Here is a 16,029-nt window from a genome sequence, read left to right as displayed (position 1 = left end):
GGCCGAGAACTTGGTGCCGACGGTTGGCCGTTCCAGCGGGAGAAGGTGCTTCAGCAAGATCCTGATATGAGCTTGCACACAAAGGTCCCGCTTCCCTGGGAGGCGTGAATCGCCGTTCGAGCTGCCCCGTCCCCTTCGAGCTGCCCGGGGCGTTATCGCAATCTCGATGCCGCAACACAGGGCTTGGCTCGAGAATTCCTCCGCGAGCTCCAACGTGACCCTTTGAAGGTGAGCGGAAACGTCATCGGCGTCGACATACTCAATCGCGTGATGCGCAGATCTCCATGGTCTAGATGAGGTGATCTATGTCTCAAGACTCTGTTGGCCTTCAGCTTCAGCATCACAGGGAGTGGCTAGCCAATAACGGTGACCGAATCGAGCAACGCGAGCTTCGATACATTGAGCAGGAGTTCGCAGATGGTTCGCCGCAGGCTTGTCTGGTGCTCACTGATTGCCTCGATGGTCTCGCAACCGTATACGGTGTCCGGGGGATTTTGGACGCCGCGGATGGCAGCGGTGACTGGGAGTCGCAGGTCGCACGGGCGTTCGATTACTGGGGTTGGTCACTAAAGATACGTGCTCATGCGTGTTTTGTGTCACCGTTAGTCAAACGCATGAATCTGACAAATCATATAAGTCGCGCCGCCTGCCTGGTTTGCTCTAGTGATGCATGGGCAGGGATCGCAGGAGCCGTGCTCAGGCGAGCCGCGGCGGAGCCTGGAGCGATTGATGAGAAATTCTGGCAGAGGCGGCGATTTGAACCTTTTGTCTTGGCTTGCTTGGACTTTGCCGAGAACAGGCGACTGGAATCCTCAGGTCAGCTCAGAGATCCATATGTTGGTGTTCTTGAATCGATATCAAGAATTGGTGGTGTGCCGATGGAAATGATGGCATCTATGTGTGACTACCAGTTAATGAATATCTCTGATTCTGGAAGGGGTCGGAAACCAGAGTTTACGGATCCTCCATTTGATCTGTTGCCATGCGAAATCATGATTGTAAACCAATTGCTGGAAGTCACAGGCAGGCCTCATATTAAAGAGCTAGACCATCGCCTGGTTCGACTGTCCGGGCGGACCACTAGATTGGGCGCGAGCAAGAGTGCTGATGCTCTCATTGATCGTGTCGAGAGTTTCTTTGAGTCGTGCTACGGATGATGGCAGGAGTAACCTATGCAATGGACCTCGAATTGCGAAAAAGGTGACTCTAGCAATCCAGGCGGTGCTTGGGGGGCGATGAGGATAGTCCTGTTCCTGGCAGGAGGTATTCCGGCTGCGTTGTTTAGCGTGGTCAATTTCCCTTCGCTGGACAGCGTGATTAATCTCATGTTCTTACTAGTGTCAATCCTCGGGATAACCCGAAAGTCCTGGGTCTTGCTCTTCACCTGCCCGCTCGCGTACGCGGGGGGCTTGTATGGACATTGCATGGGATCTGGAGCTACAAATGTGCAAGTTCACAGTGTGGTTGGAGTGGTGACCGGATTGGCGTTTGGATACGTGTTTTCGCTGCTCGAGAAAGGGCCGAGCCAGGTGAAGGAGAAACCTCGGATGGGCTGAGCCACCTCCCGGAAGAGGCCCACGAACCAGGGGAGTCAGAGGTGTCAAGGGAGTCAAATGTGCCGGGAACCGATATCGCGATTGGGTGATGCCTGGCCAGCTTCTCACCCCAGATGGGGCAGACATCGCCCGCCCCGATCACCGGCGTGCCTGTCCGCCTCCGCACGGTGATGGAGTGCGGAGGAAGCGTTCGGTAAAGCCATCCTTGCCACGTCGGCTATCGTCGGGGGTTGGTCCCCAACCACCACCCGCGGAGCTAGCCCATGGGACGACCGAAAGGGGCAGACTTCGAAGGGTACATAGCGATTGCTCTCAGGTGTCTGAAGGGTCTGGGTTACTCTCGATTCGACGCGGCGGCGTATGCTTCCATCTGAGGGAGTTGGTGGATGCGAGAGGGAGAGGGCCACGGGGACATCCCGATTCCCCACAGCAGGCGGGGTGAACTAATCAGGTGGAGGTGGATCGGGGAGACGACCGCACCCTGCCGTTATCCCGGATTCAAGAGCCGAAACGACGACGGCCGCCCGGGGGTTTCCAGGGCGGCCGTCGCGGTGGGGCATCCGAGAGGACGCCGATCGGTCATGTCGAGGCGAGGCGGGGTTCGTCAGCCCGCCGTTCGGTTCTTCTTCTCAGTAGGCGAAGAGGCCGAACGGGTAGGGGGTGAAGAACGGCCGGGTGTAGTGCTTCTTGAAGTCAAGCCACCAGATCCCGTCGTCCCAGCGGAGGGTCACCGCTCGCCAGTCGAGGGGGACTTCCGGGTAGGGGTAGAAGGGGCCGATGTTCGGCCAGGCCTGCCAGGGGTAGGCCGTCGGGTAGCCGACCGCGGAGAAGTTGGGGTAGGGGGCGTAGCTCGGCCAGGCGTAGTTCGGGGCGCCCGGGGCCGCACCGCCGCCGGCGCTGCCGCCGCCCGCCGGGCCCTCGGGGAGCGGGCCGCCGTCGTTGACGAATCCGCCGGCCGCCGGGCCGCTGGCGAATCCGCCGGCCGCCGGGCCGCTGACGATCCCGCCGGTCGTGCCGCCGTTGATCACGGTGCCGCCGCCGTGGAGGTGGCCCATCGCGACCTGCTGGGGCTGATACTGGACGGTGCGGACCGTCTGGTCGGCCACGCGGATCTGATCGACGACGCCGCGGACGCCGGCAACCCGCTGGGCGCGGGCGACCGCCTCGGCCTTGAGGGCCGGAGAGGCCAGCGTGCCGGTCAGGCTGACCACGCCGTCCTGGGCGTCGATCTCGATGCGGGACCCGGAGAGGGTCCGGCTGGACCGCAGGGCGCCCGCCACCGAGTCCGCCGTCGTCTGGTTCGGATTGGTCGAGGTCCCCTGGCCGAACGCCAGCGTGGCCGTCGTCGCGAAGAGCCCGACCACGGTTGAAATCCGTTTCAGTCCAACCATCATGGGAAAGTCCTTCTCCCGCATGAATCCGACTCATTCTCGAGGCGATCGGCGAGCGGGACACGCCGGTCGGGTCGGAGGATGATCTGGCCTGAGGCTACTTACTGGTTTGCTCCCTTCCCTGCATCGCGTCAGTCCTGCGGCTAGCGGGCGAGCGCCGACCACCGACTGTCACGACGGGAGCAAGGCTGCTGAGGCCGGGAGAGGCACGGCTCTGGGTGTGCGTCGAGGTGATGGGGCGGGACGCGCCGATCCGCGGACACTCTGATCGTCGCGGAAATATGGCGCGCGGTTTGGAGGCGGTCAAATGGCGGGCGAAAAAAAAACGGGGCGGAATCGCCCCGAGGAGTCCAAGTCACGGATTTGAAAGGATTTGCGGGACGAAAAAAGGTCCCCGAATCAGGCCGCCTCGGTCCGTGCGTAGCTCGGGGTGGGATCGGTGGCATCGATCGTGCTGTTGCCGATGGTCATGCCGATGAGCAGGACGGTCATGGTCCCGCCGGCAAAGAGGGCGAACTCGGAATCGTGCCGGCCGCAGAGGGCCCCGGCGATCCCCAGGCCGAAGAGGGCAACGATGAAGCCGATCTTCCCCCGATAGCACCAGGCGGACCTGGGCATGAGCCGATTCACGCAGAGTCCCATGACGCCGCAGACCTGGAAGAAGACCACGAGTGCTTCGAGCACGGCGCAGAGATCGATCCTGGAGACGAACATGCCAGACAGGCTCCTTCCTTGGTTCCTGTGTGGAGAGACCGGAGATGGGAATCGAGGCCGAGATGATCGGGCATTCCCGATGAGGCTGGAGGGGTGGTAACGCATTCTCCGTACCAAACGATCCTGGGGCCCGTGAATCGTCGAATTCCCGGCAGCTCAAGGGGAAATCTTGAGGAAAATCCGGGATTCCGCGGCGAATCCGGTCCGGATCGTTGGAAGAGTTACAAGGGTCGTTCTTTCAATGCACCCTGTCGAAGACGGGAAAGCCAATGTCCCGGGGAAGCTCCAATCCGAGCCTCCCCGGGACACAGGGTGTTCGATCACAAGGATTTGCGGCAGGCTGGCTGAGAGGACGTGGTCGGGAGAGCGGGGGTCATCTCATCTCCGGTTCGTGTTCCGCCGCTGCCCGCCCATGCCCTTGAAGAGGGTCTCGGCGCCGATGTCCATGACGCCCCAGCCCTTCTTCTCCTTGCGGACGGTGAGCGTCCGCCGATGCAAGTCTCCGTCTTCGCTCTGCTTCTGGATATAGATTCCGATCTTGCCCGTGCTCTTGACGGCATTGACACCACCGATCTGGTATCCGTCCAGCTTCTTGGCCAGGTCATCCAGGTCGGAGTCGGAGATGCTGCCGTCGAGGATCTTGCCGAAGAACTCCACGTTCTTGGGGCTGATCGATTCGGTGGGATTGCCGCTCTGGGCGGCGTGCATGGCGGTCGCCTCCGTGAGCCTGTCGCGATCCTTGGCTTTGACGGCGTTGAGGAACGCATGGACGGCACCTTCGGGGGTTTCGGTCGTGGCCGGTCCGTTGTCCTGGCCGCCGCCACCGGCTCCCGGGCTCATGCCCATCATGCCGGCCATGGGGGCACCGTTGCTGCCTCCGGGGCCACCGCCGGCGCCGGGATAGCCGCTGGGCACGCCTCCCGGTCCGTTGTTCCGCTGGCCCTGCATGCGGGCCCTCATCTCGGACTCGGCACCCCCGCCGCCGGCTCCCGGGTAACCGGCGCTGCCGCCCGGCCCGCCCGAGGCCATGGGTGCGCCGGCGCTGCCGCCGGGCCCGCCCGAGGCCATGGGGGCGCCGGCGCTGCCGCCGGGCCCGCCCGAGGACATCATGGGTGCGCCGGCGCTGCCGCCGGGCCCGCCCGAACTCATGCCCTGCCTCATCCGGGCGGCCATGTCGGAGCCGCCTCCGGCGCCGGGAAAGCCGGCCTGCGGCCCGCCCGCGCCCGGGCCGTTTTCCGGGCCGGCGGAGGACGCCGGCGGGGGCTGGCTGGCGGTCGCCAGCCGGAGCATCTCGGCGGTCGTCGAATCCCCTTCCGACTTGCCCGGTGCGGCGTCCGGTGCGGCTGCCGCCACGGACTCGTCGGCCGGCTTGTCGGTCCCGGCTGACTTCGATGCAGCGGGGGTCGGTGCCGGGGCTGCGGCCGGGGCGGGGCCGCCCGGGGCGGCCGGTGCCGGCGCGGCGGCGACGGCCGCCGGCGGCTCCTCGCCCTGCGGGGCCGCGGGGGGGGCCCCCTCATTGGCCGCCGCGTCATCCGAGCCCGGGTCCGGCACGTCGCTACCGCCGCAGCCGACGGCCATCAAGCACACCGCGGCCAGCCCGGCCCCGGTCATCCAGCCGATCCAAGGTCTCATCGCCCCGCCATCCTTTCTGAACGGCCCGGGAGTTCTCGCCCCGCCTCGCGGCGGGTGCCTCGCCGTCGACCTGGTCCCACCCCGCCCCGAGCACTCAACAATAGATTATGGCCCCGTGCCGGGGCCCTTTGGAAGGGCTCAGCCGCCTTTTGCACCGCCGCGAGGGCACGCCTTTTTTCTGAGAATTCACAATTTTCGATATATGGATCGGCCGGCCTCCGGCCCCCTTGTCCCTGGCCGGCGTGCGGGATATGATCGATCCATCTGCACACGGCCCGCACGTTCCCTGGGCCCCTAGCCTCGTGGGTATCACACCATGCCTCCTCAACAGCGAACCATCCTCCTCGTGGACGACGATCACGAGATCATCGAGTCCATGCGCACCATCCTCGAGAACAAGGGCTTCCGCGTCCTCGTCGCCCGCGACGGCAATTCCGGACTGATGGTGGCCGAGCGCGAGAACCCCGACCTGCTCATCCTCGACATGATGATGCCCAAGAAGAGCGGCTTCCTCGTCCTCGAGAAGCTCAAGAGCCGGCCGGGGGGCCTGATCCCCACCATCATGATCACCGGCAACGAGGGGAGCCGGCACCGCGCCTACGCCGAGATGCTGGGCGTCCGCGACTACATCCGCAAGCCGTTCGCGATGGAGAAGCTGGTCCGATCGATCGAGCGCGTCCTCGGCGTCAAGTCGCGCGACGGCTACGACGACGAGCCCTGATCGCGGCGTCCCCTCGGCCGGCGCAGCCCGGCCCCGGGCCTTCGTCACGGGACGAGGAAGCCCAGGCCGCGTAGGGTCGTGACCAGCCGGATCAGGGGGAGCCCGACGATCGCCGTGTAGTCCTCGCCCTCGATCGCCTCGAACAGCGCGATGCCGCGATCTTCCAGCCTGTAGCTCCCGGCGCAATCCAACGGCCGATCCGCGGCCACGTAGCGCTCGATCGCCGCGCGGTCGAGCGCGCGCATCGTCATCCGGGTCCGGTCCAGGTATCGCTCCACGCCCCCCGCAGAGGTCACCACGACGGCCGTCAGCAGCTCGTGCGTCCTCCCGGAGAGCCTGGCGAGCTGGTCGATGGCACGGTCGGGCGTACCGGGCTTGCCCAGGACCTCGCCGTCGATGGCCACGAGCTGGTCGGAGCCGATGACGACCGCGTCCGGCTCGATCGCCGCCACGCTCCGGGCCTTCTCCTCCGCCAGCCGTTCCGCCAGCGCCCGGGGGGCGAGGCCCTCCCTCGGGAAGGCGGACTCGTCGAACGGCGGCGGCACGCAGCGGAAGGGGATGCCCAGCCTCGCCAGCAGCTCGCGACGATAGGGCGAGGTGCTGGCGAGCACCAGGTCGGCCGGGCTCGCGCCCGCCCGGGTCTCATGATCGGGCGGACTCACAATCGGATCGTTTCCAGGAGCTCCTCCGGCGGGAGGAGATAGCCGAAGTAGAAGTCGCCGAAGAGGGCGTACTTCGCCGAGCTCTCGTCGAACCTCATCGTGTAGACGATGTCCTTGAGATAGAGCGGATTGCGGCCCCAGAGGGTCACGCCCCATTCCCAGTCGTCGAGCCCGGTGGATGCGGTGATGACCTGGGAGACCTTGCCGGCGAACTTCATCCCGCTGCGGCCGTGCTGGGCCATCAGCTCCGAGCGTTCCTCGAACGGCAGGAGATACCAGTTCTGGTCGCCGCTGCGCATCTTGCTCATCGGGTAGAAGCAGAGGCAGGGCCAGTCCGGGAAGTCTGGTGTCAGGCGCTGGCGGTTCATCGGCCCGAGCCGCTCCGAATAGGCCGCGACCTTGGCCTTGTACGTGGGGCTTTCGGGATCGACGTTCTCCCGCTCCCGGAGGATCCGGCCGTATTCCTCGGCGTCGGGGACGTACTCCGAGACCTCGGTGAGCGAGTAGAAGGAGTAGGCGGGGACGATCGCGGGGCCGAGTGCCGAGGCCTGGATGGCCATCTGGACGCCGTGGACCGCCTTCAGGTCCGGCCCGGCGAGGACCACCCCGAAGTCGGCCTTGTGACCCGGGACGGCGAAGCACTGGAGCTGCTCGATGGAGCCCGGCGCCCTGGCGGCGAGGGCCGCGAGGAGGTCGCGTCGGCCCGCCTCGCGTCGCTCCGCGTCAAGGCGATGGAGCCGCTCGCGATCGATCCGATAGAAGAGGTGAAGGAAGTGCCAGCCCGTCTCCGGCACGAGGGTGGCGGGTGTCTGCTGTGACGCGCCCGGCCGGTGGCCGTGCGTCGGCTGCGCCCGAGGCGCGGCCTGGGGGCCGTGCGTGGCCGGGTTCGAGGGATCGTGCGACATCGATGGCTCCCGATCGCTTCGCGAGGGACTCTAACGTGACGGGAGCGATTGTATGGCCCGGGCGGCGGGGCCGACAACAGAGGAACGGGACGAGGGTTGAGGGGCCGGAGGATCCGGGAACCGGGCATGTCCCGACGACGCGGGTCTGTCAGGACTTCTTTCCGCGGTTGGAGGAGAGGGGTTTGCAGATGCCGCACGGCTTCAGGTTCCTGGCGGCGGCGTCCTCAGGGCTCTCGATCGCGATCAGGTTGCCGTCGGTGATCTGAGTGACGCTGCTGCACGTCGGCAGGTGGAACTTGCCGGAGTGGGTGCTGCCGACGAATCGCGCGGAGGGGATCGCGGCCTTCGGCTTCGCCGGCGGCGCCGGCCCGGCAGCGGTTGGGACCTCGTCGGACGGGCTCGACGCCTCGAGGAGGGCCTTGATCGCCGCCGGGCCCGTGCCCCCGCCATCCTCGGCCTTCGTCGTCGGCCGGCGATCCCCCCGCGAGTACGCGGCATGCAGCCCCGTGCCGAGGACCAGGCAGGCCAGCAGGCCGGCGGCGACCATCGCGAGGGCGCGGCCGCGCGGCCTCGTCGCCTTGCGGTGGTCGAAGAGCCAGGCGTCCAGGTCGTCGGCGAGCGCCCTGGCGGACGGATACCGATCGGCCGGGTCCTGGGCGATGGCTCGCTGGCAGATCCGGTCGAGGGCCGACGGGACGGCGGGATTGAGGGCCCGCACCGACGGGGCACGCGACTTCGCCGAGGACTTGCGGCCGGTCGCGATCTCGGAGTAATTCCCCGATCCCGACGCGGGGTACGGGCGCTGGCCGCAGAGCATCTCGAAGAACATGACCCCCAGGCTGAACACGTCGCTCCGCTCGTCGACGAGGCGGCTCTGGCCGATCGCCTGCTCCGGGCTCATGTAGGCCGGCGTCCCCACGATGGCCCCGTCGCGGGTGAGGCTGGACTCGACGTCCGACCGCCGGGAGAGGCCGAAGTCGATGAGCCGGGGGCGGCCCAGGTCGTCGATGAGGACGTTGCTCGGCTTGAGGTCGCGATGGATCACGCCCTGGCGATGGGCGTGGTCCACCGCATCGGTCAGCTCCCGGAGGATCCGCGCGGCGGTCGGCGGGTCGAGCCGATGGTGGTCGCGATACCAGTTCAGGGGACGGCCGCTGACCAGGTGGAAGGACACCCAGCATCGGCCGTTGTCGAAGCCGGCGTCGTGGACGGCGACGATGTTGGGATGGTCGAGCCGGGCCGCGGCGCGGGCCTCGCGGAAGAACCGCTCCATCACCCGCTCCGTCGGGTTGGCCTGCTTCAGGACCTTGATGGCGACGTCGCGGTCCAGCCTCGGGTCGAAGGCCAGGTAGACCTCGCCGAAGCCGCCGTCGCCGAGCCGCTCCCGGAGCTGGAACCGGCCGAGCGAGCCGAGCGAGCCGCGACTCCACATCCCCGCCCAGCTCGACGGCGAAGCCTCGCCCCCGCGGGCCGTCTCTTCGTCCATCCGAGCCCGGGAGACCGTGCCGGGGGACTCGCTGTCGACCGGCTCGCCGCAGAACGGGCAGAGGCCGCCGCCCGGCGCCGAGCCTTCACGCGAGCCGATCTCCACGCTCCGCAAGCAACTCCCGCAAACCACGCGGATCGGGGGATTCATCGTTGCGCCTCCCAGGATCGCGGCAATCCTCTCGCCGACCAGGCTTCCGCGACGAGTGTCGAGCGGGAACGCCATCGGCCCCCCCCACCCTTCGGGGTCTCTCACCCTAGAACCTAGAACGTTGATCACGAGGAGCAACCTGGCCTCCCGTGGATTTCCACTTTCCTTGAAAGAGACCGGAATCGAGATCGCTCACCCCACGGTTTCACTCTTCTCACTCATGCTTACGAGGATGTCACCAGCCGTGACGGACCTAGGGATCAAGTATGGCTTAATTCTTGGTTAATATGGCCCTTATGAATCCTAGCACGACATAGCGATTCGCGGCCTGACGATCCCGATCGAAGCCGGGCGGGGTGAGACTTCAGGCCGACCGCCGTACCGACTGGATGGTGGCCTTGCAAGAATCGGTTCGAGTATCATCGCGGGGCACTTACGAAACCGGGATGAGGGCGATCGGAACGAGCCCGAGAGACCGTCCAAGAAACCGATGCCCGGGAGCGAAGACTCCCGCGGGGCGCGGCTTTTGCTAAACCGGACCGGCGGAGATGGGCCGCATCAACGGCGTGATTCGCGGCCGTCCCGGCGGGACGATCATCGGGGGGATCTGAGCACATGATCGTGGATTCGCGGACTCCTCGGCGGGCCCTGCGACGCGTAGTTGCCCTTTGCGCGATGATGGGCGCGGCGGGGATGGCCTGGGGGGCGGAGAAGACACCGGTCCCGGAATACACGGGGGATCGGCTCTATGTCGCCGGGGTCGACGGGGACTACGGGGCCGTGGCCCGGGCGATCAAGGAGCTGGAGCGGTCGTCGCCGCAGACCTACTTCGCGATCGTGGTCCGATCCGCGGGCGAGGGGCCGGATGCGGCGGGCCGCTACCTGGACGAGCTGGTCCGGGCCTGGCGCGGCCAGGCCGAGGCGAAGGGGCTGAAGCTGGATCCGGATCGGTCGGTCCTCGCGCTGGTGGCCGTCGACGATCGGCGGGTCGCCATCCACCCCGGGAACGACCTGCGGCGTCGCCGCGGGATGGAGCAAGCCCGGCTCGAGTCGCTCATCGGCAGCGACTTCGCCCCCTTCGCCCGCGAGCAGAATTACCCCGAGGCGATCGCCTCCCTGCTGGCGGCCGTGAACAACGAGATCGCCCGCACCGACAGCGGCACCAGGGCCGTGGAGACGGGGACGGCCCTCTTCCCCGCCGTCCCGCTCCCGCTCCCGCCTGCCCCGGAGCAGGCGACGGCCGGCACGCCCGCCGTTGTCGGCACGCCGGCACAGGCGGTCTCGAGCCGAGAGACGACCGGCCAGGCCGTCATGGCGCTCCTGGCCTCGCTGCTGGCCGTGGGCCTGATCATGGCCGGGCTGATCTGGCTGGCGCGGCGGCGGACGCGGAACAGCGTCGAGGGGAAGATCAAGGAGTACAAGAAGAAGGCCGTGGACGTCATGGACCGGCTCGACGCCCTCAAGGCGAGGCTCAAGAAGCTCCCCGTCGAGGATGCCGACTTCAAGGAGCCGATGTCCGGGGAGACCCTCGCCTACTACGAGGAGACGCAGACGCACCTCACCGGCCTCTGGGACCGCTGGCTCGAGGTCATGGACGTCCTCGACAAGGCGGAGGCGCTGGCGAAGAAGGACTCGGCCCTGGGCACCCAGAAGATGAAGGAGGCCGAGCAGCTCGTCTCCGATTCGAAGACCTTCGAGAAGATCGACGAGGAGGCGAAGGCGTGCGCGGCCAGCATGGACGTGCTCAATCGGTCGCACGAGGACGCCCGGGCCGAGGCGGACGCCGTGGGCAAGAGCCGCTCGGAGATCGACGACCGCGTGGAGAAGGTCGCGCACGAAGGGCTGCCGACGGTCCCCTACAAGCCCGAGCTCGACGGCGTGGCCGGCGAGGCCGAGAAGGCCGGCAAGATCCTCGTCCCGGACCCGATCGGGGCCCGCCGCAGCCTGGAGTCGACCCGGCAGCGAGCCGTGGCGCTCCGCGATCGGATCGAGCAGATCCTGGAGAGCTTCGCGGACGGGCGGAAGGTCAGCGACGCGCTCAAGGTCCTCGGGGAGGAGGTCGGCTCTCGGCGGAGCCAGGGGCTGCGGCTCGACGAGGATGGGGGCAACCCGGATCATCCGATCGCCCAGACATACCAGCGGCTGGAGCAGCTTCGCCGGGCCGTCCACGACGGCGATCCGAAGGTGGCCCTGGAGCAGCTCAAGGGGGCCCACGAGTCGCTCGATCAGGCCCGCCAGACGTTCGACTCGGTCCTGAAGGCCCGCGAACATTGCGAGAAGGACCAGCCCGAACGGGTCCGCGAGACCCAGCGGCTGCGGGAAGCCGTGGGCCAGTATGCGGCCTTCGAGGACGAGCTCAATCGCGAGTTCGCGCCGGGCTCCTTCCAGGCCGTCGCCGGCAACCTGGCCCAGGCGAGGGGCCTGCTGGAGAGCTTCGATCGCAAGGCCGCGGAGGCCGCCGCCGCGGCCACCCCGGAGGCGCAGAAGTACCTGCTGGGCGAGCGGCTGCTGGGCCAGTTGGCCGACGAGCAGCGTGCCGTCTTCCGGCTCATGAACGGCGTGGCCGAGCAGCTCAATGCCCTCAAGGCGATCCGGGCCGACTGTCAGCAGGGGGCTCGTTCCCTCGACGAGACGGAGCACGCGACCGATCGCTACTTCGGCCAGCATGATCAGGCGATCGGCGCGGTGGCCCGGGGGACGTTCGCGTCGGCCAGGAAGTCGCGCGATCAGGCCGTGGCCCTGATGCGCGAGGCCCGCCCGGACTGGCCGGCGGCCCGCCAGGTCCTGGCCCGCGCCCTCGACGAGTTCGCGGCGGCGCGGAACCAGGCGGAGGCCGACGTCCGGGCCTACCAGCAATACAACGACGAGGTCGAGCGGGTCCGCCGCGAGGCGAGCCGCGTCGGCGCCTTCCTCGCCGGCCACGAGGAGGACCGGCTGGCCGCCAACCAGCATTATCGGAATGCCGAGAGCTCGCTCCGCGCGGCGGAGGCCGGGGGGGCCAACGGCGAATGGGTACGCTGCCTGGAGCTGGTCCGCGGGGCGGCCCAGGATCTCGCCTACTCGGAGCGGCTGGCGCAGGAGGACATCCGCCTGGCCCGCCAGGCGGAGCAGGAGATCGCCGAGGCCGCCCGGATGATGCGCAAGGCTCGCGGCTATTTCTCCATGGGGGTGACCATGGGGACCGTGGGCGCGGAGGGCCAGGTGGCCCAGGCGCAGCAGCTCTACCAGTCGCAGGATTACGAGCAGTCGATCCGGACGGCCGCCGCCGCCATCCAGCAGATCCGCCAGGCCTATGCCGAGGCCGCGCAGCAGGCCTTCATGAGGCAGCTCGCCGCGTCGGCGGCCCGCAGCCGCGCCTACGACCTGCCGCTGGGGGGAGGGCCGGTCTTCCGCGTCGGGGGCATGCCCGCGGCGGCCCCCCGCGGCGAATCCGCCCCGCCCGCGAGGGACCGGGCGGGGACCGCCACGGGTTCCTGGTCCACCGGGACCGCGGAAGGAGGATGGTAGGCCGCGGTCGTCGGCCGGGGGCCGTCGCCGGCCTCGTGGAAAATGCAGGGATTCTTCACTACCATATTGAGCGTCGTCGGGAAATCGTCACAGGGTCGGACACAGGTGAACCATGATCTTCGGCAAACTCTGGAAGGCCATCGCGGCTCAGTTCAACAAGCTGGCGAACATGTTCAGCGGGTATGACCCGATCGCCCAGATGCAATACGAGTACGACCGGTCCGTCGATCAACTCCGCGAGGGCCGCGAGGGCCTGGCGCAGTACCGGGCGCTCGTCGAGCGGGTCACCCGCCAGGTGGAGGGCCAGCGCAAGGTCGTCTCCACGCTCGAGGCCAAGATCAAGGCGTACCTCACCGCCGGCGACCGCGAGACCGCGGCCAAGTTCGCCCTCGACCTGAAGCGGGCCAAGGGGGACCTCGAGGAGAACGAGCGTCAGCTCGGCCTCCACGAGCAGGCGTACAACAACAACCTGCTCAAGATCAAGCACGCCGTCGAGAAGCTCGAGGACGTCAAGCACAAGATCACCAAGTACGACGCCGACCTCAAGATGAGCCGCGCCGAGGCCGAGATGTCGCAGCTCGCCAACCAGTTCAACTTCGACGTCACGACCGATTTCGGCCAGGCCGAGGACATCATCCAGAGCCAGATCGACAAGAACCGCGCCCGGGTGCGGGTCTCCGCCGACCTGTCGGGCCAGGGCGTCGAGGACGTCAAGCGCGAGATCGCCGTCGAGAAGACCATGGCCGAGGACGCGCTCAAGGACTTCGAGAAGGAGATGGGCCTGGCCACGCCCGCCACCGCCCAGTCCACCAGGCAGCTCGGCCCCGCGACCAAGGCGCTGGAGCCGCTGCCGGAGATCTGAACGCGAGGCCCACGCCGGGCCGCGCCCCGCGCCACCGAGGTGGGACGCGGCCCGCCTTCGTATCCACGATCGCTGCTTTGTTCTCGTCCCCGACGTCGGCCGTCAAACCTCCGGAGTCCGAACCGTGGTCAAGGGGAATCCCCCGTCCGAACAGGCCGCCCCGACCTCCGCCACGCCGCCGCCCGGCGGCCCCGCGATCGTCCCGGCCTACGACGACCTGGTGCCGCGGTGGTATCCCGGCTGGGCCAGGGAGTTCGCCCAGCAGTACTTCGCGGGGACGACCTGCGTCTTCATCCTCCACGGCAACGTCAACGACGTCGTCAAGCAGGACGACGCCGCGCCGGGGACGTACGGCTCGGTCCCCGACTTCCTGGCGACGCAGCTCTTCGGGAGCTGGGACATCGTCCTGATCCACGACCTCTCGTACGGCCTGAGGATGGCCGCCGGCACGGATCGGGAGAAGCTCCGCAAGATGTTCGGCCCTGTCTCCGAGCGGATCGGCGAGCCCAAGCTCTGGCCCAAGGATCCCGACGCGATCCTCGCCCTCCTCGACCAGCTCTTCCAGAAGAACACGCTCGAGGATGACCCGGCGCGGCGGGTCAACGTGGCGGTCCTCTTCGACCACGCGCAGTTCCTGATGCCGACGATGGAACTCTCCCAGATGGCCGCCACCCTGGGCACGCGGCTGGTCCGGTTCCTCGCCTGGGCGCAGAGCCCGTACATCAAGCGGAGCAACATCGCCATCTGCATGCTCTGCGACCGCCTCAGCGAGCTCAACGAGCGGCTCGTCGGCAGCCCCCAGGTCGCCACGATCGAGGTCCCCATGCCCGATGCCGCGGCCCGCAAGGCGTTCGCGGCCTGGTATGACGGCCGCGACGGGCACCTCGGCAACCTCACCGACTTCTCCCCGGAGCAGCTCGCGGAGCTGACCAGCGGCCTCAGCCTGGTGAGCCTGGAGCGGCTCCTCGCCCGCGCCGAGAAGTCGGGGATCAAGCTCGACGCCGGCAGCCTGAAGGTCCTCAAGAAGGGCCTCATCGAGAGGCAGGCCCGCGGCCTCGTGGAATTCGTCGAGCCCCCCCACACGCTCGACGACTTCGTCGGCAACGACGGCGTCCGCCAGCGCCTGGTCGACGACGCCAAGCTGCTCGCGGAGGGTCGTCTCGACGCCACGGCCATGGGCTATCTCATCTGCGGCCCGGTCGGCACCGGCAAGACCTACCTGGCGGAGTGCTTCGCCGGCTCGGTCGGCGTCCCCTGCGTCAAGCTCAAGAACTTCCGCTCCAAGTACGTGGGCGAGACGGAGGGGAACCTCGAGCAGCTCCTCAACGTGCTCCGCGCCATGGGGCCCGTGGTGGTGGTCATCGACGAGGCCGACGCGGCGCTCGGCAATCGCGAGTCCGGCGGCGACTCCGGCACGTCCGGGCGCGTCTTCTCGATGATCGCCAGCCAGATGGGCGACACCCGCTATCGCGGCAAGCTGATCTGGATGCTGCTGACCAGCCGGCCCGACCTGCTCCCTATCGACCTCAAGCGACAGGGGCGGGCCGAGGTCCACCTGCCGCTCTTCAACCCCCGCGACGACGCGGAGGTCCGGTACATGTTCAAGGTGATGGGGAGGAAGAACAAGGCACCCGTCAACCCGGACCTCCTCCCCGCCGGCCTGGCCGATCGGGGGCTGAGCGGAGCCGACATCGAGAGCATCGTCCTGATCGCCAAGCGCGGCGCCCTGATCCAGAACCGGGAGGAGATCACCGCCGACGACCTGAAGAAGGCCATCGACGAGTTCGTCCCCTCGGCGCAAGGGCTGGAGAAGGAGAAGCAGGAGCTGGCGGCGGTCCTCGAGTGCACCTCCATGACCTTCCTCCCGGAGGACTGGAGGGAACGCCTCAAGAAGCCCGACGAGCGGGCCCGGCTCCAGGAACGGGTCGCCAAGATCAAGCAACTGATCGAGGATTGAGATCGACGTCTCCACCGGAAATGAACCTGACGAATCCCAGTTCGAGAATCCGAAGGGCGGAACGATGAGCAAGGACCACGGGAAGCTGCACTGGTTCGACGAGGCGACCGACGCGCCGCTGATCAACGACTACGCGACCCGCCTGACCGGCTTCATGGAGGCCATGGCCGACGGCAAGATCGAGGCCCACGAGCTGAAGGCCCAGGAAGAACGCCTCGTCGAGCTCATGAAGAAGGTCGAGCCGGAGCTCCCCGAGAAGATCCACGGCGAGGTGACGAAGCTCCTCTGCGAGCTCACCGCCTACAACATCATGCACACCATCCACGAAATTATGGCCGCCCGGCCCAAGACCAAGTTCCGAGGCTGATTCGGGAAGGGGCGAGGGACGAGGGGCGCGGGGCGAGGAGGACGGGGGAACGGCCGACAGTGGCCCCTGCCGTCGATCGCCCCGCTTCCGTCCCGAGCCCTCTCTCACCCCAATCCTAT

12 protein-coding genes are annotated in these 16,029 nt (G+C 67.6%); 6 read left to right on the top strand and 6 right to left on the bottom strand.

All coding sequences use genetic code 11. The features are described from left to right. Positions 1–305: 305 nt before the first annotated feature. Positions 306–1,157: a hypothetical protein gene (locus G6O54_RS34695; protein WP_165234797.1), complete on the top strand. Its 852-nt coding sequence runs from the start codon at positions 306–308 to the stop codon at positions 1,155–1,157. Between the two features lie 1,028 nt (positions 1,158–2,185). On the opposite strand, the gene G6O54_RS34690 is transcribed toward G6O54_RS34695, so the two are convergent. The 3 genes from G6O54_RS34690 to G6O54_RS34680 all read right to left on the bottom strand — a co-directional run bounded on the left by G6O54_RS34690 (position 2,186) and on the right by G6O54_RS34680 (position 5,293). Then, entirely contained in the window at positions 2,186–2,950 is a 765-nt protein-coding gene (locus G6O54_RS34690; protein WP_165234794.1) for a BON domain-containing protein, read from the bottom strand. Between the two features lie 396 nt (positions 2,951–3,346). Then, positions 3,347–3,661 carry a hypothetical protein gene (locus G6O54_RS34685; protein WP_165234791.1) on the bottom strand — a complete coding sequence of 105 codons (315 nt, stop codon included), beginning with the start codon at positions 3,659–3,661 and terminating at the stop codon, positions 3,347–3,349. A gap of 378 nt (positions 3,662–4,039) precedes the next feature. After that, positions 4,040–5,293, bottom strand: coding sequence for a hypothetical protein (locus G6O54_RS34680; protein WP_165234788.1), 1,254 nt, complete (start codon positions 5,291–5,293; stop codon positions 4,040–4,042). A 316-nt stretch (positions 5,294–5,609) separates the two neighbouring features. Between G6O54_RS34680 and G6O54_RS34675 the strand changes: the two genes are divergently transcribed. Next, positions 5,610–6,014: a response regulator transcription factor gene (locus G6O54_RS34675; RefSeq protein WP_165234785.1), complete on the top strand. Its 405-nt coding sequence runs from the start codon at positions 5,610–5,612 to the stop codon at positions 6,012–6,014. 44 nt (positions 6,015–6,058) lie between these two features. On the opposite strand, the gene G6O54_RS34670 is transcribed toward G6O54_RS34675, so the two are convergent. From G6O54_RS34670 to G6O54_RS34660, 3 genes are all read right to left on the bottom strand, one after another. Next, positions 6,059–6,676 carry a Maf family protein gene (locus tag G6O54_RS34670; RefSeq protein ID WP_205679137.1) on the bottom strand — a complete coding sequence of 206 codons (618 nt, stop codon included), beginning with the start codon at positions 6,674–6,676 and terminating at the stop codon, positions 6,059–6,061. Continuing rightward, positions 6,673–7,581 (bottom strand): hydrogen peroxide-dependent heme synthase, encoded by a 909-nt coding sequence (hemQ, locus tag G6O54_RS34665; RefSeq protein WP_165234782.1) that lies wholly within the window; start codon positions 7,579–7,581, stop codon positions 6,673–6,675. The genes G6O54_RS34670 and hemQ overlap by 4 nt, the downstream gene beginning before the upstream one ends. A gap of 148 nt (positions 7,582–7,729) precedes the next feature. Beyond that, positions 7,730–9,217 carry a serine/threonine-protein kinase gene (locus G6O54_RS34660; RefSeq protein ID WP_165234778.1) on the bottom strand — a complete coding sequence of 496 codons (1,488 nt, stop codon included), beginning with the start codon at positions 9,215–9,217 and terminating at the stop codon, positions 7,730–7,732. Between the two features lie 615 nt (positions 9,218–9,832). On the opposite strand from G6O54_RS34660, the gene G6O54_RS34655 reads away from it, so the two are divergent. The 4 genes from G6O54_RS34655 (at position 9,833) to G6O54_RS34640 (ending at position 15,910) form a co-directional block, all read left to right on the top strand. Continuing rightward, the gene (locus tag G6O54_RS34655) at positions 9,833–12,724 is read left to right on the top strand and encodes a TPM domain-containing protein (RefSeq protein ID WP_165234774.1); all 2,892 of its coding nucleotides are present in this window, start codon (positions 9,833–9,835) and stop codon (positions 12,722–12,724) included. Positions 12,725–12,836: 112 nt separating this feature from the next. After that, entirely contained in the window at positions 12,837–13,586 is a 750-nt protein-coding gene (locus G6O54_RS34650; RefSeq protein ID WP_165234771.1) for a PspA/IM30 family protein, read from the top strand. Between the two features lie 124 nt (positions 13,587–13,710). Beyond that, entirely contained in the window at positions 13,711–15,543 is a 1,833-nt protein-coding gene (locus tag G6O54_RS34645) for an ATP-binding protein (RefSeq protein WP_165234768.1), read from the top strand. Between the two features lie 64 nt (positions 15,544–15,607). Then, entirely contained in the window at positions 15,608–15,910 is a 303-nt protein-coding gene (locus G6O54_RS34640) for a hypothetical protein (protein ID WP_165234765.1), read from the top strand. Positions 15,911–16,029: the final 119 nt, after the last annotated feature.

It is taken from the genome of Aquisphaera insulae (assembly GCF_011064615.1).
Classification (GTDB): Bacteria; Planctomycetota; Planctomycetia; order Isosphaerales; family Isosphaeraceae; genus Aquisphaera; species Aquisphaera insulae.
This window is presented reverse-complemented; position numbering and strand designations above follow the sequence as displayed.

Excerpts from the sequence above, each read along its gene's own strand:
- G6O54_RS34680 (WP_165234788.1), bottom strand. The coding sequence starts at position 5,293 with ATGAGACCTTGGATCGGCTGGATGACCGGGGCCGGGCTGGCCGCGGTG.
- hemQ (WP_165234782.1), bottom strand. The coding sequence starts at position 7,581 with ATGTCGCACGATCCCTCGAACCCGGCCACGCACGGCCCCCAGGCCGCG.
- G6O54_RS34640 (WP_165234765.1), top strand. The coding sequence starts at position 15,608 with ATGAGCAAGGACCACGGGAAGCTGCACTGGTTCGACGAGGCGACCGAC.
- G6O54_RS34650 (WP_165234771.1), top strand. The coding sequence starts at position 12,837 with ATGATCTTCGGCAAACTCTGGAAGGCCATCGCGGCTCAGTTCAACAAG.
- G6O54_RS34660 (WP_165234778.1), bottom strand. The coding sequence starts at position 9,217 with ATGAATCCCCCGATCCGCGTGGTTTGCGGGAGTTGCTTGCGGAGCGTG.
- G6O54_RS34675 (WP_165234785.1), top strand. The coding sequence starts at position 5,610 with ATGCCTCCTCAACAGCGAACCATCCTCCTCGTGGACGACGATCACGAG.
- G6O54_RS34695 (WP_165234797.1), top strand. The coding sequence starts at position 306 with ATGTCTCAAGACTCTGTTGGCCTTCAGCTTCAGCATCACAGGGAGTGG.
- G6O54_RS34690 (WP_165234794.1), bottom strand. The coding sequence starts at position 2,950 with ATGATGGTTGGACTGAAACGGATTTCAACCGTGGTCGGGCTCTTCGCG.
- G6O54_RS34655 (WP_165234774.1), top strand. The coding sequence starts at position 9,833 with ATGATCGTGGATTCGCGGACTCCTCGGCGGGCCCTGCGACGCGTAGTT.
- G6O54_RS34685 (WP_165234791.1), bottom strand. The coding sequence starts at position 3,661 with ATGTTCGTCTCCAGGATCGATCTCTGCGCCGTGCTCGAAGCACTCGTG.